General features: G+C 60.8%; 17 protein-coding genes. 11 read left to right on the forward strand and 6 right to left on the reverse strand.

The genetic code is table 11. The features are described 5' to 3' along the window. Positions 1-6: 6 nt before the first annotated feature. From VIZ63_RS00065 to VIZ63_RS00080, 4 genes are all read right to left on the reverse strand, one after another. Complete coding sequence (locus VIZ63_RS00065; protein ID WP_331607430.1) at positions 7-1,302, reverse strand: FG-GAP repeat protein; 1,296 nt, start codon at positions 1,300-1,302, stop codon at positions 7-9. Between the two features lie 366 nt (positions 1,303-1,668). Continuing rightward, positions 1,669-1,989 carry a hypothetical protein gene (locus tag VIZ63_RS00070; protein WP_331607431.1) on the reverse strand — a complete coding sequence of 107 codons (321 nt, stop codon included), beginning with the start codon at positions 1,987-1,989 and terminating at the stop codon, positions 1,669-1,671. Positions 1,990-2,250: 261 nt separating this feature from the next. After that, positions 2,251-3,951: a carboxylesterase/lipase family protein gene (locus VIZ63_RS00075; protein ID WP_331607432.1), complete on the reverse strand. Its 1,701-nt coding sequence runs from the start codon at positions 3,949-3,951 to the stop codon at positions 2,251-2,253. 272 nt (positions 3,952-4,223) lie between these two features. After that, positions 4,224-5,123: a LysR family transcriptional regulator gene (locus tag VIZ63_RS00080; RefSeq protein WP_331607433.1), complete on the reverse strand. Its 900-nt coding sequence runs from the start codon at positions 5,121-5,123 to the stop codon at positions 4,224-4,226. 101 nt (positions 5,124-5,224) lie between these two features. On the opposite strand from VIZ63_RS00080, the gene VIZ63_RS00085 reads away from it, so the two are divergent. Then, on the forward strand, positions 5,225-6,142 hold the full coding sequence (locus VIZ63_RS00085) for an alpha/beta hydrolase (RefSeq protein ID WP_331607434.1): 918 nt from the start codon (positions 5,225-5,227) through the stop codon (positions 6,140-6,142). Continuing rightward, positions 6,139-6,612 (forward strand): cupin domain-containing protein, encoded by a 474-nt coding sequence (locus VIZ63_RS00090; protein WP_331607435.1) that lies wholly within the window; start codon positions 6,139-6,141, stop codon positions 6,610-6,612. Before VIZ63_RS00085 ends, VIZ63_RS00090 begins: the two co-directional genes overlap by 4 nt. 381 nt (positions 6,613-6,993) lie before the next feature. Here VIZ63_RS00090 and VIZ63_RS00095 read toward each other — a convergent pair whose 3' ends face one another. Continuing rightward, a complete protein-coding gene (locus tag VIZ63_RS00095) occupies positions 6,994-9,669 on the reverse strand; it encodes a TonB-dependent receptor plug domain-containing protein (RefSeq protein ID WP_331607436.1) in 2,676 nt (891 codons plus the stop codon). A gap of 179 nt (positions 9,670-9,848) precedes the next feature. On the opposite strand from VIZ63_RS00095, the gene VIZ63_RS00100 reads away from it, so the two are divergent. The 6 genes from VIZ63_RS00100 to VIZ63_RS00125 all read left to right on the forward strand — a co-directional run bounded on the left by VIZ63_RS00100 (position 9,849) and on the right by VIZ63_RS00125 (position 17,086). Beyond that, positions 9,849-11,420, forward strand: coding sequence for a tannase/feruloyl esterase family alpha/beta hydrolase (locus VIZ63_RS00100; protein WP_331607437.1), 1,572 nt, complete (start codon positions 9,849-9,851; stop codon positions 11,418-11,420). Continuing rightward, positions 11,405-11,527: a hypothetical protein gene (locus VIZ63_RS00105; RefSeq protein ID WP_331607438.1), complete on the forward strand. Its 123-nt coding sequence runs from the start codon at positions 11,405-11,407 to the stop codon at positions 11,525-11,527. Before VIZ63_RS00100 ends, VIZ63_RS00105 begins: the two co-directional genes overlap by 16 nt. Before the next feature lie 68 nt (positions 11,528-11,595). Then, positions 11,596-13,584, forward strand: coding sequence for an alpha/beta hydrolase domain-containing protein (locus tag VIZ63_RS00110; protein ID WP_331607439.1), 1,989 nt, complete (start codon positions 11,596-11,598; stop codon positions 13,582-13,584). A gap of 214 nt (positions 13,585-13,798) precedes the next feature. Continuing rightward, the gene (locus tag VIZ63_RS25295) at positions 13,799-14,437 is read left to right on the forward strand and encodes a hypothetical protein (protein WP_349261086.1); all 639 of its coding nucleotides are present in this window, start codon (positions 13,799-13,801) and stop codon (positions 14,435-14,437) included. Between the two features lie 130 nt (positions 14,438-14,567). Continuing rightward, complete coding sequence (locus VIZ63_RS00120; protein WP_331607440.1) at positions 14,568-15,137, forward strand: hypothetical protein; 570 nt, start codon at positions 14,568-14,570, stop codon at positions 15,135-15,137. A gap of 311 nt (positions 15,138-15,448) precedes the next feature. Next, positions 15,449-17,086, forward strand: a complete 1,638-nt coding sequence (locus VIZ63_RS00125) for an aspartate:alanine exchanger family transporter (protein WP_331607441.1) — start codon at positions 15,449-15,451, stop codon at positions 17,084-17,086. 276 nt (positions 17,087-17,362) lie between these two features. Here the strand turns inward: VIZ63_RS00125 and VIZ63_RS00130 are convergent, their stop codons facing one another. Then, positions 17,363-17,488: a hypothetical protein gene (locus VIZ63_RS00130; protein ID WP_331607442.1), complete on the reverse strand. Its 126-nt coding sequence runs from the start codon at positions 17,486-17,488 to the stop codon at positions 17,363-17,365. A 246-nt stretch (positions 17,489-17,734) separates the two neighbouring features. On the opposite strand from VIZ63_RS00130, the gene VIZ63_RS00135 reads away from it, so the two are divergent. The 3 genes from VIZ63_RS00135 to VIZ63_RS00145 all read left to right on the forward strand — a co-directional run bounded on the left by VIZ63_RS00135 (position 17,735) and on the right by VIZ63_RS00145 (position 22,243). Beyond that, on the forward strand, positions 17,735-19,054 hold the full coding sequence (locus VIZ63_RS00135; protein WP_331607443.1) for a peroxidase family protein: 1,320 nt from the start codon (positions 17,735-17,737) through the stop codon (positions 19,052-19,054). Positions 19,055-19,074: 20 nt separating this feature from the next. Continuing rightward, on the forward strand, positions 19,075-19,551 hold the full coding sequence (locus VIZ63_RS00140; protein WP_331607444.1) for a hypothetical protein: 477 nt from the start codon (positions 19,075-19,077) through the stop codon (positions 19,549-19,551). 205 nt (positions 19,552-19,756) lie between these two features. Beyond that, positions 19,757-22,243 (forward strand): CHAT domain-containing tetratricopeptide repeat protein, encoded by a 2,487-nt coding sequence (locus tag VIZ63_RS00145; RefSeq protein ID WP_331607445.1) that lies wholly within the window; start codon positions 19,757-19,759, stop codon positions 22,241-22,243. Positions 22,244-22,410 lie beyond the last annotated feature (167 nt).

The following is a 22,410-nucleotide window of genomic DNA, read 5'->3' on the forward strand; positions in this document are numbered from 1 at the left end:
GGCGAGCTACTCGCGGACCCGTCCCGCGATGCCCTCACACGTAGAATCGGCCGGCGGAGGTGTGCCGCCCAACGCAGGCAACAGGTACGGCTTCACCTGCGGTGTGGGCCTGATCGGATCGTAATAAGTGAGGATGGCTGCGCTTCCGGCAAGGGCAACTTCCGTGATGCCCAGACAACCCAGCTGTGCTCGTGGCTGCCATCGATTGCTGTGGCGTTCGTAAAGAATGACCGGTTGCGGAACCTCCGGCCTGCCCGCATACCGTCCCGAGTCCACCAGCAAGCGTGAGCCCGATAGCGCCACGTGCTGGCCGAAGCGAGTGCTCTGCCAGTCGTCGGGATCGGTCACGGGTTCAGGAGCCAGCACGCTATCCTCGACCCAGGTCCCGCTATTGCGGACGAAGGTGTAGACGGCGCCAGGCACTTGCGGATCCGCAGGATTCGGCTGATCCGGGGCCGAGATTGCGATCAGGTTGCCATCGAAAGCGACGGCGCTGCCGAATCCGTCACCCGGTGCGGTGCCCGAGCCCGTCAGCTTCTGTGTTTGCGTCCACTGCGCGCCGACTCGCTGGAACACGTAGGCGGCACCGCGATCGCCGTCGGCGCGGGGATCGACCATCAGCATCGTGTTCCTGGACAGGGCCAGTCGATTGCCAACGGCCGGCGCAATCGTTCCCTGATACACAAATGGTCGACCCGTCGTGCGTGTGTACCAGTGAACCTGTTTGAAGGCTCTGACGGAATTGTGGTAGCGGACGAAAACGATCGCTGTGTTCTCGTCGAGCACGACGTCGACGATCTGGACGCGGTAGTAACTATCCGGCTTTGGCAGGTCGATGGTCTGTGCATGTGCCCAGACCTGACGCGGCCGCGTGAATACGTAGATGGCAGCGGGATGCAGCCGGCTGCTTCCACTGATGAGCAGCACGCGTTCGTCCAGTGCTATAGGCGATCCGAAGTCCTGAACAGTCGGGCGAGGTGGCGGCTGCGGCGGCCTTGCCTCGTCCGGATTGACCAGGGCTTGCGTAGCAGTCCATGTATCCGGGCCGGTCCGGCTCAACACTTCGAGAATGCCAATGCCTCCGTCGAAGATGGCATTACTGCCATGCATCGCTACCACGGCGTAACCGCAGTACCAGCCATAGCAGGCAGGCAGTCGCTCGGTGACGGTACCTGGTGGGACGATCGGCAGAGTGCTCTGCTGTGCTGGCAGATTCGCAGGCAGCAGCAGCGATGTCATCAGGCACAGCAGCGTCGGCACGCCAGCGGGTCGCAGCCGTGCGAATTCTCGGAATCGGCGCATGACACGTGCTCCTTGCACTAACGCCTTCGAGGGATGTGGCCAGGAATCGAACGCTCATTCTCGCGGTCGTTCTGCGGCGGATCGTTTACTTGCGTCCGCACCGCCTCAATCCGTAGCTGTACGAATAGCAATTGCCTCACACGCCCGTAGACGCTCCGCGGCACTGGCACCGAATACTCCGGATCAGCGCGTCCCTGCGAAAAATCCGCTGCTTATGAATCCGTCACCGGCCGACATTTGTCTATGACCGTGGCTTTCCAGACGGTGCAGGCAGCATCTGTGCCGTCGAGCGCAAAGAGAACGAGTCGCGAGCCCTCGACCGAGTGGATCCGATCACCGAAACACATCACGTGCAACTGAACGCGGTCAGCAATTCCCAGTGAGGCAGAAGATCCCCGCCCGTTTCGCATTCTCGTAGTAGCCCCAGAAACAAAGCGAGATCGAGACTGACAACAGGAAGCAGGCGATCACGCCTCTGCGGGTTCTCGCTGCGACCGCGACCCAACCCAACGTGAGCGGTATGAGCATGAAAAGCGGGACGGCGTAGCCGGTATCCACGAACACATTGGGAATGCCGACACGCATGACGCCGTCAGGTGGTTCGCGCGTATTCAGGAACGCAAGAATGGCGACACTGAGAGCGCTGAACACGCACAGGCGTTGTTTCAAGTTGAGATCGAGCGTCACGACTTGACTCCTTGTAGAAGCCATCTCGGCGCCGGGGATTCTAGCAATGCGACGCATTGGACGTGCGCCCGGTCGTTCCGCATTTTCTCACTGAAGACGCGGGTCTCCTGATCCATGGATCGAACCGTCTGTTCAGCGCACTTCGCATCGCGCGAAAGAGTGCGTTCTTATCCAGCACAACGAACGGCCCAACGGGGGCCGCTCTTGTGACATCGACTGACCTATTACTGACCGCGCGAGTCAACGGCCAGCGGTGAACTACTAGGTGAGGATTATCTTACGAGCTTCGCTGTCCGGGTCATCCACCATGCGGCATTCATTGTCCCAGATCATGGTTCGATTCGATTGCGGATCGGTCGGATCCCACTTTAGAGCGGGGGTACCGGGCTTACCTGTTGCAGCGAAAGCTGCCCACGATGAAGCCATCTTTCTGGCCAACGCCTGCGCTTCGGGCGTATTGCCGGTGCCTTGTGCGCAACGCTTCGTGTTGTCGAAGCAGAACTGAAGTTCCACCGTGTGCCACGCGCCGGGCAGACCATCCAGGATAGGGGTCTGCCACATGAAGTAGTACGTGTACGCAGGTGCGGCTTTGAGTGCGTGCTTGAGTCCCGCCATCTTCACTACATTGTTGCGAATCGCGAGACCGTTGAGTCCCGGACTGCCGCTGCAGATGTACGACAGCGTTTGAATTTTCTTCTGCGGATAGGCTTTCTTCAGTGCAGCCATGATTGCGACCGCTTTCTGCTCCCCATAGGTCGTGGTCAGATTGGCACGCCACTGATCTTCCGTGGGTCGCTCCGACATGCGGTTGCCTTCTTCGGTTACCGAGCCGATCAGCATCGGTACATTCTTCGAGATTTCGGGTGCAGCATCGAAGAACGACCGCATGTTTATGAGCTTGCCATCGACGCACGGTGACCAACCCACACGCGGAGTGCCCGGTGCGCCTGGCCCTGTCATCGCGGGTGCGGCTGGATTGATCTTCGCCGCTGCCGCATTGCCCGCCGCGAACAGCCTGGACCACTCCATCTTCTGCAACGATTGCATATCGTTTGGAGCAAGCCCGAGATCCTTCATCATCAATCGTGCAAGTTCACGTTGCTGTTCTCTGCTGGGAATATTTCCACCGCCACCGGATTGAGCCGCCGCACGATGAAACAAACCCGACGCTGACGGCATGCCCATCAGTGTCGTCACTTTCGAGCCGCCACCCGATTGGCCATAGATCATCACGCGATCGGGATCGCCGCCAAAGTTCGCAATGTTCTCGTGTACCCAGCGCAATGCCGCCACGAGGTCTGTCATGCCGACGTTTGCTGAATCTTCGTAAGCTGAACCGCCGATCTCCGCAGCATCGAAGAAGCCGAGAATGTTCAGACGATGATTGACGGAGACCTGCACGACATCGTGATGTCTCGCCATCTGCGCGCCGTCATGGGCCGACAATTCGTACGAAGATCCGAAACTGAATCCACCCCCGTGAAGATAGACCATGACCGGACGCTTGCCACTCAAGCCCGGCGTCCAGATGTTGAGCTTGAGCATGTCCTCGCTGATCCAGCCGTCAACCCAATCCTGGATGAACGTTTGCGCAGTGGCCGTCCACGGGTGCAGGTTCTGCGGGCAGTTCGCACCGTAGACCAACGTCGGGAGCTCATCATTCCATGGTGTGGGCGCCTTTGCAGGCAGCCATCGATTCTCACCTGCCGTCGTTTGGCCGTAGGGAACGCCTTTGAAGGTGAATACACCCTCATCGAGATATCCGCGCACTTTGCCGTATTGAGTCCTGGCAATCGCAGAGTGCGGCGTCGATATGGTTCCCGATCCTTGATGGGCAGCCATCTTCGTGCCGTCGGACGCCGCGGCATAGTTCGCTGTCGCAATGCCTATGCCTGCCGTTGAGGAAAGAATCAGAGCCTCACGGCGAGTGAGTCCTGTGCGTGTTCTTGTTGAATCGCCCATGAAGATCCCCCTTCGTTGCATTGCCGTTGACAAATTGAGCGTGAATCGCGAAGACCGGAGACGCGCCATCCGACGATCCAGACGCATCCGATCTGCATTGGATTCGTGAGCCGCCACTGGGTTTCGTATTTACTCAGACAAATAGCTCGCGCGCAACATCGAGCGTATCGACGCACCTTCGGCTGGACATCAGCCCCACACATGCTTGCGCAGCATCGCGGTTGGACGGACGACGGCGAGCTGTCCGTGCAGATCCGCGGCATCAATAACCGCTACGCCAGATCCCAATAAGGCGGATCGCCAAACACACGCCGCAGATGATCGGTGAGTGCCCGCAACTTGGCCGACGGCCTGTGTCCCTTTGGATAGGCGAGATGGATTTCGGCACGCTCCGGTTCCAGACCGATATCGACTTTGCACAGCTTGCCCGACTTGATTTCGGCATGGACCATGAAGCTCGGCAGCAACGTCACTCCCATGCCCGCCGTCGCGGCATCGCGCATGATCAAGCCATTGTTGACGCGTAACGCACGCGGCGGATGGACGACGATGTCACCGCTGGCCGCCGTAAAGCGCCAGTCGGTAGCACGGTTCGAGTAGAGGATGGCCTTGTGCTTGTCCAGGTCCGCAAGCGAGGTCGGAACGCCGTTGGCTTCCAGATAGCCGGGCGAGGCAACGAGCATGCGACGACTTGGCGCGAGGCGGATCGCGACCAGCCAGCTTTCGCGCACGGCCCCATGCCGGATGACGGCGTCATAGCCACCGGCTTCGACGTCGGCGAATCGATCGTCGAGATCCAGAGTGAGCTCGATTCCCCGATGCTGTTGCAGAAACGGATAAAGCGCGGGACCGAGATGCAGATAGCCGAAGCTCACCGGACCCGAGACCCGCAACGATCCCACCAGCTCGCCGCGCCGCTCGGCCAGCTCCGCGGCTGCTTCACTCACCTCACGCGCAATGCGACGCGCACGCTCCAGAAACGCAAGCCCATCCTCGGTCACTGTCATGCGTCGCGTAGTGCGTTGGATCAGCCGGGCGCCGACTTCCCGCTCGAGCTCCGCCAGCCGCTCACTGACGATCGATTTGGAAAGGCCGAGCACGCGTGCGGCTTCGCTCAGGGAGCCCTGCTCGGCTGCGGCCACAAACGTCTCGATGCCTTCCAGCTTGATCATTGTTCTGGATTTCCGAAAAGCCGTTCCGACGATTGCAGGCTACTGCCGGCCTGCCGTTTACGCCACCGTGATGCCCTCAGATAAGTGATCGAGGCTTCCTCATGGTGCTCAGACTGCTGCTCGTGCTCGTCGGACTGGGAATTGCCGGGTCGTCGATCGCACAGGTACCGCCATTTCCGGCTGGCTTCTTCGTTCGGGACATCCCGTCCAATGGCGTCACGATTCACGTCAGAACCGGCGGGCATGGGCCAGCAGTGGTATTGCTCCACGGCTATGGCGAAACGGGAGACATGTGGGCACCGCTGGCGGCTGATCTGGCGCGCGACCACCTCGTGATCGTCCCCGATCTGCGTGGCCTCGGTCTTTCTTCGAGACCTGCGAACGGCTTCGACAAGAAAACCCAGGCGGGCGATGTCGCAGGCGTCCTCGATGCGCTGAACGTGGGCAACGTCGATCTGGTCACGCATGACATCGGCAACATGGTCGGCTTCGCCTTCGCGGCCCTGCATCCCGAACGCGTGCGCCGCTTCGTACTCATCGACGCCCCGGTGCCTGGTGTAGGCCCCTGGGAGGAGATACTCAAGAACCCGCTGCTGTGGCACTTCCGCTTCGGCGGACCCGACATGGAACGACTGGTAGCAGGCCGCGAACGAATCTACCTCGACCGGTTCTGGAATGAGTTCTCCGCGACCCCCGCACGCTTTTCCGAAGCCTCACGCCAGCACTACGCAGCACTCTATGCACTGCCCGGCGCGATGCACTCGGGCTTCGCACAGTTCGCTGCGTTCGACCAGGACGCCATCGACAATCGCAAGTTCCTCGCGACAGGCAAGCTAGGCATGCCCGTGCTCGCCATCGGTGGCGGGAAGTCCTTCGGCCCAACGATGGCGACCGTCATGCGCGCTGCCGCTACGAATGTGCGCGAGGGGATCGTTCCGGACTCCGGTCACTGGATCATGGAAGAGAATCCGACCGCCACGATCGCGCTGGTAGCACCGTTCCTGAGAGAAGAGCAATGAACCAAACCGGACTCTGCGTCATTGCAGCACTCGCGCTGGCATTGCCGGCCGTCGCACAGGAAAGCGACAAGCAACTGCGACTCACTCCGGAGGAAATCCACGCGCTGCCGTCGACGGGCGGCGGAGCGGGCACTTCCGGCCTGCCCGGCATCCGGACAACCGTCGTTGCGGGAGACCCGTCGGCAAACGGCGCCTACACGATCGTGCTGCAGGTGCCCGCGAACACACTAATCGCGGCACATCATCACCGCGATGCTCGCACTGCTGTGGTCGTTGCCGGCACCTGGTACTTCGGCTTCGGTCCTGTCGCAACCGAAGGAGCGATGAAGGCCCTACCCCCAGGCAGCTTCTATACCGAACCCGCTGGAGTAATGCATTTCGCGCGTACGGGGCCGGCAGGAGCGACTGTTTATATTTCTGGCATCGGTCCGACCGATACCGTCTACGACGCGAAATCCAGCCAGCATTAGGGGGGCTCTGATCTATCCCCCGTTCGCTCTCAGCCCGTGACCGCAGGTGACCAACGGAAATCCCGCGGGAGAATGGTTCATCCATCGAAGGGTGAACGCTGCAACGTCGAGCTTGGCGCCCAGTTTTTTTTGAGAGGTGCTTCGACAAACTCAGCGCGAACGCATTCAGTCAGACCTTCCTCAGGACGCGCCCCGCACACGCACGAAGTGGTCGCGGCATCTGCGTCAATCGACCGCAGCGTGAGCGGTGCCGGGCACCAAAGGCAGGACGGCCGACCAATCTTGCGAACCCGACCTCGCCAGGTGCGCCATACAGGCGCACGAATCGTGCGGCGCACGCAGCCTCAAACGCGCGCCGCACCTGTTCCTGTAGTCGATGGGCTACCAGGACTTGCGCAAGCTCAATGCGACCAATCGCCCCAGCGGACTCGCGGACTGCGGATCGTAGCCGCCTGCAATGTTCACGAACGGCGGATCGCTGTCTGCAGCATTCTGCACATCGATTGCCATCGACAGGCCCTCGGACAACGCGCCCAGGTCATATCCAACGTGCAGATCGACCGTCGTGTACGAATCGATGCTGCGGATCGGCGTCACACCGGTCTGGTCGTAACCGCTCGTGTAATTGACGAACGCAAGTGCACTCAACTTCTCGCCGCGCCACCCCAACTCACCGCGTGCACGGAATCGCTGCGGGAAATTGAGCGTATTCAGCACATCCACATCCGCCGCGCCGGGTGCGGATGCCGCCGTGAGATGCGTGAAGTACGTTGCATTGACACCCGCGCGCAGCTTCCCCGTGCCCAGCGGCCAGGCATCGCTGACTGCAAAGTCGATTCCTTTGGCGATGGTCTTGCCGAGATTCTGCCGGCGTCCGTCCTGAATATAGGTGACCAGGGCGGCGTTGATCGGCGAGTTGACGGGCAGCCCGGATGCGAGCAGATCCGCCACTTGCTGGGCTGTGGGGTCGAGGATGCGATAGGGCGCGTAGATATTGTTGGTGAGCAACCCGGCGGTTCCGCGCAACGCCAGGATCTGGTTCTTGTAGTCGATGTTGAAATACGTTGCCGACACACGCAGATCAGGCAGCGACTCGGGAGCAATCTCGAAACCGGTCGACCAGGTCGTTGCTTCTTCCGCTTTGACATCCGGGTTGCCGCCTGCGATGCCGATGCCGAAGCACGTCGTTGCCGGCGCGCGATGACTGCAGGGCAGCGTATCGCCGTAGAGACCGTAACCGCCGGAATGTGGATCGTTCTCTGCGAGTCCGGGCGCACGGAACGATGTGCCCCAACTGCCGCGGAACGTCACAGCGGACATCGGCCGCCAGTTCAATCCGATCTTCGGATTGAAGGTGTCCCCGAAATCGCTGTAATCCTCATAGCGGCCGGCAAGCGACAAATCCAGTTCCTGTCCGCCCGCCTGCCGAAAAATCGGCACGAAGGCCTCGGTGAACACCGCGGCGACATTACGGGAAATTTTACTTGGAACATGCACCGGCGCCACGACCGAACCGGACGTCAGATCACCTCCGAGACCTTCATCGCGATATTCGGCGCCGATCGCGAGCCGCACATCGCCGCCCGGCAGTGCGAACAGCGCGCCATCCGCTTGCATGCTCGCGACGGTGAGATCGGTATCGCCCTGAATGACGAACAGGCCATTGCGAACGGCTGCGACGGTGGCGGCATTCGAAATTCCGCCGGATCCGAAGGGATTGAACGCCTGCGCGGGATCCGGATTCGCCAGTGCCGCATTGATGCCGCCGGGCGTCGTGTTGAGATTGTGAGTGCGGCGCACCTCATCCTCGCTGCGACCGTATGAAACGTATGCCTCCGCTTTCCAATCCCCTCCCAACGCAAAACGCGTCCCGAACACCGCTTCCCACGACTGGGCCTCACCGGGGTTGTCCGGCAGGCCGCCATCGTTGGCGAAATCGTATTGCACCGTGACCGGCCCCGTGCCTCCCGTCGGATTCACGTAGAACGGATTCGCCGTTGTCACGTTGAGATTCGAGGTGACCTGCGAGTCGCGCAGCGTAAAGGTGCGACGCGAGAAGAAGCCTTCTGCGAACAATGAGATTGAATCGCTCAACTCCTGCTCGGCGCTCACGAAAGCATTCGTGCGGCGCAAATCCGGAATTATTTCGCCACGCTTGAGGTTGTCGCACAGGTTACGGGTATTCGGCGTGAACGATGCGGGAGTGAGGTTCGTTCCTGTCGAGTTCGCAGGAATCGCATAAGGCACGCCGCCGACGAGGATCGTTCCAGGCGCACATTGCTGCGATCGCAAGTCCGTACCGCCGGCACTGCGCAGATCCGAGGTGTAGAAATCCCGATCGGCTCCGTCGAGCGCGCTGTGCACGGCGTACTCGATCGCCGCAGTCACATGGCCTGACTGCCACTTCAAACCGCCGATCTGCCCGACGGACCAGTCGTAGTAACCGTCCGCCATTCCATATCGGGCCGAGCTCTCCGCACCTTCGAAGTCACGACGCGGTACGAGATTTACGACGCCGGTAATCGCATCGGAGCCGTAGATTGCCGAGCCGCCGTCCGCGACCACTTCCAGACGCTCGACTGCAATTGCCGGTATCACCGACGCGTCGGTGAATTGACCTTGAGTGCCGGCGGGCGGCATGCGACGCCCTCCCAGCAGCAACAACGTTGCGTTCGAACCGATGCCCCGCAGATTGACGGCAATGCCGCGGGTGACGTTCGCCGCACCGTTCTGCGCGCCCGATGCGGTCTCGGACGCACCGAGGCCGACAATCTGAGGCAGCTGCCTGATCAGATCCGCCGTGCTCGGCGCACCCGTCTCGATGATCTGATCGCGATCCAGAGCAATCACTTTCGATCCAGTCGGCTCCACGCCGCGGATGCGGCTACCGGTGACGGTGACTTCCATCAGCACCTCGGCCTTCGCCTCGGCTTGAGCTTGAGCTTGAGCAAGCGCGGCAGATCCAAACAGGAATGCGCCCGTACCGAGCGCGACGGCTACTCCACTGCGCACGCCAAGCGATCGAGAACCATCGAGAGTTTCTTTGCTCGCGAACATTTCCCCCTCCCCTTTTTTCTTTCGTGATGGCGACAAGTTTTACTAGTTCGTGTTATCAACGATACGCGCCTCGACCTTTTCGCGAAAGATCCACTTTCCTTCTTCTTGACTGTTCAACTGCCGGACCGAAGAATGCCGCTGAAAACGACAGTTGCCACAATGAACCATATGAGCTGCTTATGCTGGCGAGACGCCGAAGCTATGACGCAACGGGGCAATCTCTGCGCGGCATGAAAAGCGCATTGATGGCTTTGTTACTCGCCAGTGGCGGTGCGAATGCCGATCAGAGCGCATGTGAGCGACTGCGCTCGCTGCAGCTGCCCGATACGGTAATCCGCGCCGCGACACCGATCACGCCAGCACCGCAATGGCAGATCGATGGCGATACGTTGACGCGCGGCACGGTGAGCGTCGCGCAACCCTTCTGTCGCGTTCAGGGACGGATCGAGAAGGAGATCGAGTTCGAGGTCTGGTTGCCGCCCCGTGCCGATTGGAACGGCAAGCAGCTCGGTGTGGGCAACGGCGGCTATTCCGGCTTCATCAACTACAGCGCGCTTGCGCAAGGGTTGCGCCGCGGTTACGCCGCTTCATCCACGGACACCGGCCACACCGGCGGACCGATGGATGCCTCCTGGGCGCTGGGTCATCCGCAACGCATCGTGGACTATGGTCATCGCGCTCATCACCTGACGGCGATCACAACCAAGCGGATCATCGCGGCCTACTACGAAGCGCCTGCGCGCCGCGGTTATTTCATCGGCTGCTCCAACGGCGGTCAGCAGGGGCTGATGGCTGCTCAGCGCTATCCGCAGGATTACGACGGCATCGTATCGGGCGCGCCTGGCACCAATTTTCCGGATATGGCGACCTACGTGATGCTCAATGGGCATCGCAACAGCGGCGATGCGAGCCTTACGCAACCTCAGATGGACCGGGTCGTGCAGCGCATGGTGCGTGCGTGCGATGCGAAGGATGGCGTCACGGATGGACTCATCGAACATCCGCCCTCGTGCGATTTCGATTTCTCCTCGCTCGCGTGCCCAGCCAACGATGAGGGCGACTGCCTGAATGCGACACAGGTCAGCCTGGTGCGCGATCTGTACGCACCGATGCGCGACAGCAAAGGGCGCGAGATATATCCGCCGCCCGCAGTCGGCGCACTGCTGCCAGTGACTGAACTTTCCCGCCGCGGCAAGTTGGGCGCGGACCTCTACCGCTATGGAGTATTCGAGGACGCGAACTGGGATCCCGCGGCGTTCGTTCTGGATCGCGATCTGCCCATCGCATGGGAGCGATTGAGCGCACTCATCTCGGACGATCCAGACCTGTCGCCGTTCGCGCGTCGCGGTGGCCGGATGATCCTGTATCACGGCTGGGATGATTCTGGGCCTTCGCCATACAACACGATCGAGTATCAACGGCGCGTTCGTGAAACCGTGGGTGCACGCGAAACGGATGACTTCTTCCGCTTGTTCATGGTCCCCGGCATGTACCACTGCAGCGGCGGACCTGGACCGAACAGCTTCGGCAACGCGGGCGATCCTCCGGTGCTCGATCCGGAGCACGACGTGCTCATGGCATTGGAACAATGGGTTGAGCACGGTGTAGCGCCCAAGGCGATCATTGCAAGCTCGGTACGCGATACACGCGTCGAGCGCACCCGACCACTGTGCCCGTATCCGCAGCGCGCGCACTACAAGGGGAAAGGCGACATCGATCGGGCCGAGAACTTCGAATGCGTGAAACCGTGAGCAATGCGGTGCGCGCCTCTCTCGAACGCCACACCGCGAGCCCGGACCAGAACGCGCGCTATCGTGCCGACGGCGGTGAGTTGCACCTCGAAGCGACTGACGAGTGATGAACGACCAGAACCGTACTGCCCGGACGATGACCTTCTGCAGCGCGCTCCTGGGCTGCGCAGTTGCCATGGGTACGAGCGCTGCGCACGCGGAGCTCGTGCAACTCGAGACGCTCTCGAAACAAGTCGCCTTCGAAGGCCGGCAATTCGGCAATGTCGGCGCGTATGAACTGATCCGCGCCGTCGCACATTACCGCGTTGATCCTCGGGTACCGGTCAACGCCGGAATCGTCAACATTCATCGCGCACCGCCCGGTGATGACGGCCGTGTCTCATTCGATACCGACCTGCTAATTCTCAAACCGGTCGACATGCAACGCGGTAATGCCGGTCTCGTCTACGAGATGGTCAATCGTGGACGACCCCTTGGCTTGCCGCTGCTCAATCGCGTGCCCGCGGGCGCCGGACGCGGCGATTTCACAGCGGCAGCAGAAGGCGGCGACGGCTTGGTATTCGAGGCGGGCTACACCTATGTCATGAGTGGCTGGCAGGCTGAATACCCGCTGCAGGACGCACCGCCGATGGCGGTGGGACTCGGCAGTCGCCTGCCCCGACCTGCGAACAGCACGGCGCTGAGTGCCCGTTTGCCGATCGCGCAGGAACGTAACGCCGCCAGCGTTGTCGGCAACACACGCGAGCAGTTCTTCGACATCGGCCCGGCCTCGCCCTTTATCGGCTATCTCACATATCCCGCAGTCGATCTCGAAGCGGGGCGCGAGCTGACGACCCGCGAACGGGACGGTGATTCGCCGCGCGTTATACCGTCATCGGACTGGCGCCTACGCGACCCCTGGCGCATCGAGTTCACGAAGCCTGCGAAGGCGAGCGCGGGTGCCGTCTACGAGTTCGTCTATCGCGCCAGAGATCCGGTGGTCTATGGACTGGCACTTGCCTCGATGCGCGATCTCGTCTCGTTCCTGCGCTACAGCAAGGCCGGCGACAATCCTCTGCACGGATCCGGGAAACGTGCGATCGAGCACACCATCGGTTTCGGCGCGTCGCAGACCGGACGCACGCTCAAAGAATTGATCAGCGAGTTCAATGAAGACGAAGCTGGACGTATCGTCCTCGATGGCGCGTTCGTGCTGATTTCCGGCGCGGGACGCAACTCGATCAACTCCGCTTTCTCGCGGCCCGGACTCAAGGACGCACAGCATACGAGTTGGGGCCTGCGTGGCGATGAGTTCCCATTCAGTTATCCAGTGACCTACGACACACTGAGCCGTCGTTCCGACGGCGTGCTCGCGCGTTGCCAGGCAACGCGTACGTGCCCACGCATCATCCACCTCGACTCCGAGAATGAGCTCTGGCACGGCGGCACCCTCACGTATGTCGATACCGCCGGTCGCGACTTGACGATGCCCGACACTGTGCGCGTGTTCGCGCTGGCTGGGACTGAGCACAACGCCACTCCGCGTGCGGGTGCGATTCCGCCGCTCTGTGCAGCACCCGGCCCCACCAGCATCGAGTGGGCGAGCTTTGCGCGCGCGCTGTTCGTCGCGCTGGATCGGTGGGTCGCGCACGATCAGCTCCCGCCAGCAAACCGCTATCCGACCGTTGCGCGAGGTGAACTCGTTTCGCGGACGAGCTACGCATTCCCGCATTTACGCGAGGTGACCTACGGCGGCGCCTTTTCAACCAGACGCCTTTACGATTTCAGCCAGGAGCCGCCGCGAGCGATTGCCGACTACCCGTCGTTGGTGCCGCAGGTCGATGCCGACGGACAGATGATCGGCGGCGTGCGCCATCCGTTCGTGACGGCTCCGCTATCGACGAATGTCGGCTGGAACGTGCGCAAGCCCGGGTTCGGTGACGGCGATCTGTGCATGGCGAGCGGTATGTCGATTCCCTTTCCTGCGACGCCGACGGAGCGAGCCGCGAACCAGGATCCGCGGCAGGCAATCGCCGAACGCTATGCTTCGGAAGCCGAGTACGTGAAAGCCGTGTCGAGGGCCGCACGTCAATTGGTGGATCAGCGCCTGCTGCTGACGGACGATGCGCAAGCGATCATCGCCGCGGCGAGCGGCCACTACCGCAACGCGATGGCACACAAGTGACTGAGTTTCGGAAGTGCGAGCATCCGAAGCACTTCATGGCCTGGCATCGTTCCTCAAAATCGGCGGGTGTCCCCAGCAGTTCAGATGCCCGCCTCTCTCGCCTCCCGCAATCGCCCGACTATTGCCGCTGTGTCGCTGCTGTCTATACGCATTGCGTCCCCCAGGTGAAGCGACTGTGATGGCGGGTACAGCAACTCCAACCCGGAGGTGGCTCATGAATACCCGTGGATTGCTCGTGCGAATGCACGCAAAGCACGGCCAAGAGGCTGCCGTGGAAGAGCTCCTGCGTTCAGCGCTGCCGCTGGTCGCCGATGAGCCGCAGACCACAGCCTGGTTCGCTGTACGATTCGGTCGCGGTGAGTACGGAATCTTCGATGTGTTCCCCGACGATGCGGCACGTGACGCACATTTGTCCGGACCCGTTGCTATCGCCCTCAATGAACGATCGAGCGAGCTGTTCGAAGGCGCTCCACGTATCGAGAAGCTGGATGTGCTGGGGGACAAGCTGCCGGTCGCGAGTTCAGTCCCTGACACCCGGGGGCTGTTGCTCACGTTCAAGGTGAAGCCGGGCCATGAATCGGATATGGAAGATTTCATCCGTTTCGCTAACGATGCGGTGAATGAAGAACACACCACCACCGCCTGGTTCGGCATTCGCCTGCGCGACGGCGAGTACGGAATTTTCGATGTCTTCCCCGGCAACGAGGAGCGTTTCCTGCACCTCGTCGGCCACGTGCCGCGCGAACTCGCAAAACAGGCGTTCAGCCTGCTGCGTGCGATGCCGGAGATAGAGATGCTGAACGTGCAGGCCGAGAAGATCGGACAGGATACGCATCAGATCACGCGGCATTGATGTCTTGTCGGTGCCGGCACCAGAGGCGGTCTGCTGAACCACGGAGGCGAGGCGTACCCGAATGCCGCTGGCGCCAATCCGGTCATTGGCATATCCATCTTGACTCGTCAACCGCACAGGACCCGCGGACATGATCAGAAATCCCCGCATGCAGTGGTTTGTTTCAGGCTTGGGCATGTGTGCATTTTTCGCCGGCCAGGCATTGGCCGCGGATGTTTACCAGGGCACCGTAAAATTCAAGAACGCGGCAGGCAAACAGGTCACTACGGCACTCACGGTGACCCTGGATCGGACCATGCCGGATGAGGAGCGATTGGCTACGGCGCAGCTGGTAAAGAGCAATCCGGATTCCGCAAAAAGCGTCCTCGCCGGTAAACCGCAACTCGGCGTCATCGAGGCCGACGAGCGGCGCGTACCTATCCGATATGCCTATGTTTCTCCCCTCGACGACGGTGAGAACCTGATCGTCATCAGTGACGAGCCGATGGGCTTCATCGGCGGAGCAAAGAAAAGCGCCTCATCGAAGCAGGGGTTTGACCTGACCTACGCAATGATCTCGATCAAAGCTTCCGGCCAGGGCAAAGGTGAAATCGGGCCCGCCTCGAAAATCAAATGGATGGAATCTGGCGCCCCTGCCCCCGTAAGGTACGGCAACGAAATTGTCTGGATCGGGAACGTAACGAAAACCACCCAGCCGTAGGGAACCACACCGGCGCCGGGTGTTCGCATCCTCATCCGCGGTGTCGGGCCAGAACTCCGGGAGGACAGATTCCTGATCCGTCCGATTCTCGTCGAGTCTCCATCCAACGAAAAGCTGTCCCGGTTTACCGGCACCGCGCGCGACTACCTGAACATTCTGGTCTCCATTGGCTTCTGGTATTTCCAGCCGCTGCCCGGGCGCAGCCATCGCTGCCTCCTGCCCGAGGGCAACGGTGCTTGCCCCTCTTACCTAGTGCCGATTGGCAAGCAACGGCGCAGCATGCAAATTCCCTGGCTCTCGTGCTGACTTCGGTGTTCGAAATCCTTCGCGACCAGCCGGTCATCGCGTTGTTCCTGACCCTCGGATTCGGGTACCTCATCGGACGCATCCGGATCGCTGGCATCACGCTCGGTGCGATGGTCGGAACCTTGCTCGTCGCCCTTCTGTTGGGCCAGTACGGGCTGCGCATCGCGCCGGGAGCCCAGGCGGTTGGATTCGCGATGTTCATTTTCTCGGTCGGCTTCCAGGCCGGTCCGCACTTCATCCAGGTCCTCAAGGCACAGGGTTGGCGTTATCTGTCGCTGTCGCTGGTAGTCGCTGCGATCGGGTTTGCCACTGCTTACGTCGCGGGCCGCCTGCTCATATTGCCGCCGGGAGGAATGGCGGGTCTGCTTGCCGGTGCACTCACGACGACCCCGATGCTCGCCGCCGCCCAGGAAAGCGTGCGTTCAGGGATCGCGGCCCTGCCATCGGGAACCAGCGCCGAACAGGTAATCGCGACCATCGGTACCAACTACGCAATTACGTACATGGCCGGCATGATCGGTCTGATCGTCATCATCAAGACGCTCCCGCGCATCATGGGGATCGACCTCGCCGACGCCGCAGCACGCCTCGAGGTGGACTCCGGCAAAGCGACGGTGAACGTGCAGGCGCGCGGCTATCGCGTGGTCAATCCGGAACTCTGCAGTCTCCCCGTGTCCGAGCTGGCCACGCGGTTCTGGGACGGTTTTGCAGTCGTGCGGGTGCGGCGGGGGGATCGTTGGCTGACGCTGCAGGCGCACGATCGGCTTGCGATCGGTGACGAGATCCATGTGTATGGGGATGCAGCCCTCTTTCGGCGCGGTCACGGCACGATTGGCGAGGAGATTGAAGTCGCCACAGAACTCGGCGACGCGAGCAAAGCCCGCAGGGTCGTGGTCACGCAGCCCTCCGCCCTGGGACGATCCATGGCAGATCTCAATCTCGCACGCGCGACGGGTGTGGTCGTACTCGAAGTGCGGCGCGACGGGCACTCGCTGCCGCTCGCCCTCGACCTGCAACTGCGGCGCGGCGATGTGCTCAGCGTGTTCGGCCCATCGACCAGTGTCGATGCGCTGTCGGCTCTCGTGGGTCCGGTCGAAGCCGACACAGTCGAAACCGACATGACGACGTTTGCCTTCGGCATTGCACTCGGTACGGCGATCGGACTGCTGACGATCAATATCGCAGGCGTGCCGGTCGGACTCGGTGCTGCGGGAGGACTGCTTGCAGCAGGCGTGGCGATGGGATGGCTGAACAGCGTCCGGCCCACGATCGGCCGATTCCCCGAAGCGGCACGCTGGATACTGATGGAATTCGGACTGCTCATCTTTGTCTGCGGCGTTGGATTGCAATCTGGCAGTCAGGTGATGGCAACCCTTCGGGAGGGCGGACCGTTGCTGATCGTTGCCGCGCTGGTGGTCGTCTCGTTGCCGGTTGCGGGAGGTTATGCGTTCGGTCGCTACGTGTTGCGGCTGGATCCGGTGATCCTGCTGGGCGCGCTCACCGGTGCGATGACGAGCGGGCCGGCGCTCAACCTGCTCACTGCGGAAGCACGCAGCACCGAGCCGGTTCTCGGCTATACGGGAACCTATGCGTTCTCCTGCATCATCATGGCCCTGTGCGGCACGCTGGCGGTGCTCATCTGACACCGGAGAACGCATGCGGATTCACCAACCAGGCACCAACCAGGACACCCATCAGCTCATCTGTTTTCAGCGAGCAGGCGGATGTCCCGGGAGTCCTCCGAAGGAATGACCCCTGATACTCCGCACGGCACCGAAGCACTCGCGCTCCTGAACAAAACGCCTTACCGAAATCGCCAGCTGCCGCTCCGAATGGAATAGCGCAGGCGCGAAATCCGTCGTGCCCCAGGCTTCGCCGCGCTGCCCCACGCAGGCAGGATGACTGGACACGGATTGTCATCAGGCGAAGTCACCATGGGTGCCCGCACCGATCCAGATGTAGCGCAGCAGCAGCTCCAGCAGATATCCGCATCGACGAACACATGCAAACGCAGTGGTCGCGGCACCCTTGCCTACGATGATCATGGGATGCGATTCAGATCATCCCAGAGACCGAAGTCGTCAACGCCCGCCGAATTCCAGGTCCGCCCGCGGAGTTTCCCGGTTGTCCGGCATTGAGGCACCATGGACGCAACGCTCGACCTCGACGCCAGGAACGCGCCTCGAGCGTAGACTAAGCCCAAGTCGAGATTGGAGTTCGGATGACCCGATCTGGACCCGGCTCTCGACTGTGAGAATGAGAACAAGGAGCCACATAGGGAAGTCGCAACCATGCTGACCGAAACTCAAGTTCACGAACTTGCGAATGCGATGATGAATTCGCTAGGTCCGGGTCTTTCGATTGACGCCGGTTACACCTATCTCGGCCAATTCATTGCGCACGAACTGCTGCCAGAAACACACCCTCGAGAAGAACGACTCACCATCCCTCGAATGGTCACCGGCAGGATGGATCTGGAGAGCCTCTACGGTGGACCGTCGTCAAGACCCTTGGCGCGAGGAGTATTCAACAGCCACTACATTGGCGCGCCGCAAGACCTCGAGCGAAATGATTTCACCGGTGTTGCGCTGATTCCCGAGCGCCGTAACGACGAAAACGTCGTCATTGCACAGTTGCATCGCTTCCTGCAAAGGCTCCACGACACGATTGTGGCCAGGAAATATGGCGACACGGAAGAAAAGGCGAGACGCCTGCTGACGCTATTGTTTCAATTGATCGTCGTCGAAGACTACTTGCGTCAGATCCTGGAGCCGCGGGTATTTCAAAGCTGCTTCCGCCGCCACGAGCGCTGGCTCGGCTTCTCACCGAATACCACTCCGCCCGAATTTTCACACGCATGCTTCAGATTCGGTCATTCCATGGTCAGAAACAAGTACCGCGGCTTTCCGAACGAGCACGGGAAAATGGTGACGATCGGCGAACTCTTTCGAACAGGCCAAAGACTTGATCCGAAGTTTCTGGTCGATTGGCGCGAATTCTTCGGCTGGCCGAATCCAGGCGAAGCGACACAGAAGGCGTTTCCCATCGATCCGTTCGTCGTGGATGCGATGAGCGCCGTCGGCCCACCACAGCTGTGCGCGGACGACGCGACCGCAACTGACAAGCGGACATCTGTCAACGTGGTCGAAATCAACCTGATCGCCGGCATCGAAGCAAAGTTGCCGCCCGGAATTGTCTACGCGCTTTCGCTATTGACGGCACCCAACTGCGCCGACCTCGTAAAGACCGTAGGGTACGTTCCTGTGCGTGAACTCTGGCCAGCGTTCGCAAAAGCACTGGCAGTTCGGGCGCCGACCGTCGACATCGACAATCTCCCGCTTTGGCCATACATCCTGAACGAAGCCGCAGTCACGCAGAATTGTCAGCGCCTGGGAACGCTGGGTAGCTTGATCTGCGCGGAGGCGATCGCCAATGCCATTGCTTCTGCGCACTATTCGATCCTGCGTATCGAACCCTATTCGATCGACACGGTTCTGAATTCGCTTGGGGCGCTGGGACAAGAGCTACGAACCATCCAACGCGACCATGAACATCTGAGCACCGATGGCCGTACCCTTTCGATGCGCCACCTCATTGAGTTCGTACTCTGACTTGAACTACGGAGAAGACCATGGCTGTTCCGAAAGAGTATCTCGATTGGGTCGCCGGACTGAACGATGAGCCCGCTGACATCGAGGATGCCTGCTATATCGAGGCTCATGCGGTCTCTGAACTGATGGACTGGAGTCCGGGATATTCCCACCTCCAACAGACTCAAAGGCATGTCTGGGATCCTGCTTCTGGAAGCGTCATTTTCGACGACACGACCAACTGGGACCCGGACATGGCCAATGTGGCAAAGCAAGTCCACATGAAGTTGAGCGAAGATCCACTGCTCGAAATCCAGTTCCTGGTGGACGATCAGATCGGACAGGTAGACCAGCCGAATTTCGATGGATGGACGGTTGTGCGGTGGCGAGTCGTAAAAAGCCAAGACCGTCGTGGCGAACTCCTCCATCACGACATCATCGACTGGGAAAAGCGGACCCGGGCTGGAAACGTGACCGCACAGTCATTCTATTCGTGGCACGTCTACAAGCCTAAGTAACGACTGTATCTTGTTCGGCGTTCGTCAACATACCTCGTCGGCCGAGCGTTACAGCGCCGCGAGCAGGTGCGCTCTGCTTGCGAGCGCACTGCTGCTTGCCGGACCGGGCTGGTCTCAATCGACAGACGGCACGCAGGCGCGCGCACGTGCGCACGCGTACGAATTGATGGAGAGCACGCAATTACGCGGCGGAAGCGCAAAGGATTTGTCCGTAGCGTACGCCCTGATTCAACGAGGACTCGAGCAGACCAGGCAGGATCCGGAACAGTACGCACAGTGGCTGGAGATACTCTGGCGCTACTTTGTTCTGCAGGATGACTACGCAAAGGGGCGCGACGCACTCGAGGAGGCGTTGCGACGACTTGCAGGAATGGAGGGGCGCGAGCTCCTGGTTGCAAGTGTGATGAACAATCTATCGTACTCGTTCGTCCTGCGCGGCGAACTGGCGCAAGCCAAGGAATATCTGCGCCGGGCCATTGTGCTCGCGAATCAGAACGGCAACCAGAAATTACTGGCCGAGCTCTACTACAACATCGGTGATGCCTACCGAAAGAGCGGCGAGCTGCTCGTGGCACGACGCTATTTCGAAGCTGCTCGCGAATATTACGCCAGGAACGGCGACGCCTTCCTGACCCAGTTGTGCGATCTCAAATTGGGCACGGTCTCTCGCGAATCCGGCCGAGTCGCTGAAGCCGTACGCAAACACACAGCAGCGCTGGACTTTTTTCGACGTGAAGGAAGCTATCGGGAAGTCTTGACGGAGCTCGAGCTGGCTCGCGATTACGCTGCGCAACGCCAATACGACTCCGCCGAAGCTCATGCGCGAAATGTATTGAACGACGAACGCTCGTTGCCGGAACCGCGAATCGACTCCCGGATTTTGCTGCTGCAAATACTCAACGATCGTCGACAGAGCGGCATTGCCGGACTCGAAGGAGAAGCCGGGAAAGCCATTGTCGCGATCAAAGGCATGCTATCGGAGTCGAGCTCGCGCCAACGGTCATCCATCGCGCGCCCCACGTATCAACTCGAGTTCGCCAGGCAGGCGATTCGTCACTACGCCATGAGCGGAGAGCTGACCAAGGTCGATGGGTTCGCGCGCTCGGCGATGGAAACTGCGCGTCGTGTCTCGGACGACCTTCGCTCCAGCAACGATGACAATCTCGCCTGGCTGAGTCAGGCGCAGCCGGTGCTCAACGAGTACGTGAAGGCGCTCTTCAACCTCGATAGATCGAGAATTCTTGCGTTGCTCGAGTCTTTCTACGGTCAACAGGCAACTTCGTTGGCGCTGCGGAATTCCACATCGATGGGATGGATGCGCGAGACCCAGGCCGTCGATTCCTTTGAGCGTTACAAAGCCGCCGAACATGCGCTTATCGACGCCAACGTCGCACTCGAGCAGGAGACGCGCGAAATGGCGCGCGCGTCGCTGCGACGTGCAGTGAATCAACACCAACATGCGAGAGACCTCGCGCGCGATGCCTATCTCGCGCTCCGCCATCTGGAGAAGCCGACCGGCCCGGGATTCGAGCCAGCGCCGGGCGCGCCTTTGCAACCCGCCTCGATCGCAACGGGCGATATCGTAGTTCGGTACTTCATTCAGGATGACGTCAGCTTTTGTATTGCACTGGCGGGTCGCGACGTCGGCTATTTCGCACTGCCGCCTCGCTCAGAGTTGACGAGGGTTATCTCGATTGCATTGGAAGGCCTGCAAAGTCCGGTCGAGAACGATCGAGCCCTGGCAGCGCTCTCTACGCTGTCACGATGGCTACCGCGCGACTTCATGGCTCGTCACGCCGACGCATCCCGTCTTATTGTGGTTCCCGACGACGCAATGCACGAATTTCCATTCGCAGCCGTGAATTTCGATCCGTCGCCAGGGACGTACGACCCGCTCGTCAAACACTTTGAAATCGTCAGAACGAAGTCTGTCCATGCGTACTACGAGCCCCGGTCTTCGGACGCTCGAGTAGCGATGCCGAACGACATCGGACCGGATGTCGTCATCTTTGCCGACCCTGTCGTGGCACGCCCCCCAGTCGACGGCGTGAGCCTGAGCGAGGGCACTGCGAAGCGGTGGTCGAACCGCGCAGCTAACTTGCCTAACGCGCGTCGGGAAGCCCTTCGCGTAAGCGAAGCGCTTGCCCCTCGCCGCACGAAGACTTATGTGGGTGAACGTGCCGACAATGCCGCATTGCTTGCGGACGAGACGCGTACATCGCCAATCCTTCATATCGCCACGCACGGGTACTACAGTGCGTCCACACCGGATATCGTCGGCATCGCGACGGCAACCAGGAGGCCTGACAGAGAAGACTATTCCGGGGGTTTCCTGAGCTTGACCGATCTGTTTACGCAATCGTTCGCGAACCGGCTCGTCGTCGTCAGCGGTTGCGAGACGATGCGTGGTCAGAACTTCAACGGCTGGGGCGTGCGCAGCCTGGGCGACGGCTTTCTGAGCCGAGGCGCGGGATCGGTGATCGGAACCCTGTGGAACGTATCCGATGAGGCCATGGCACGGATCATGGACACCTTCTACCGTGAACTCGCAAGCTCGAACGGCGATAGTTCCCGATCGCTCGCTGTGGCTCAGCGAGCTTTATTGAACTCGCTGCGGTTCGCCAAACCCTACTACTGGAGTGGGATTGTCCTCGAATCATCCCATCGAAGCATGGATCAGCACGCCTTCTGACCCGCACCGAGGCACGCTCGGAATTCACTGACCTCGACCTGCCAAGCGGGCCGCGAATCGATGGGTGTCCGCGGACTCCTGCTAAGTGTCGAGTATCCGTACGATTCCCCCAGAAACTCGCACAACAATGCCACGCCAGTCCTGTATCAATCTATCTGTCGATATTC

Origin of the sequence: Povalibacter sp., assembly GCF_036520495.1 — a bacterium.
Classification (GTDB): Bacteria; Pseudomonadota; Gammaproteobacteria; order Steroidobacterales; family Steroidobacteraceae; genus Steroidobacter.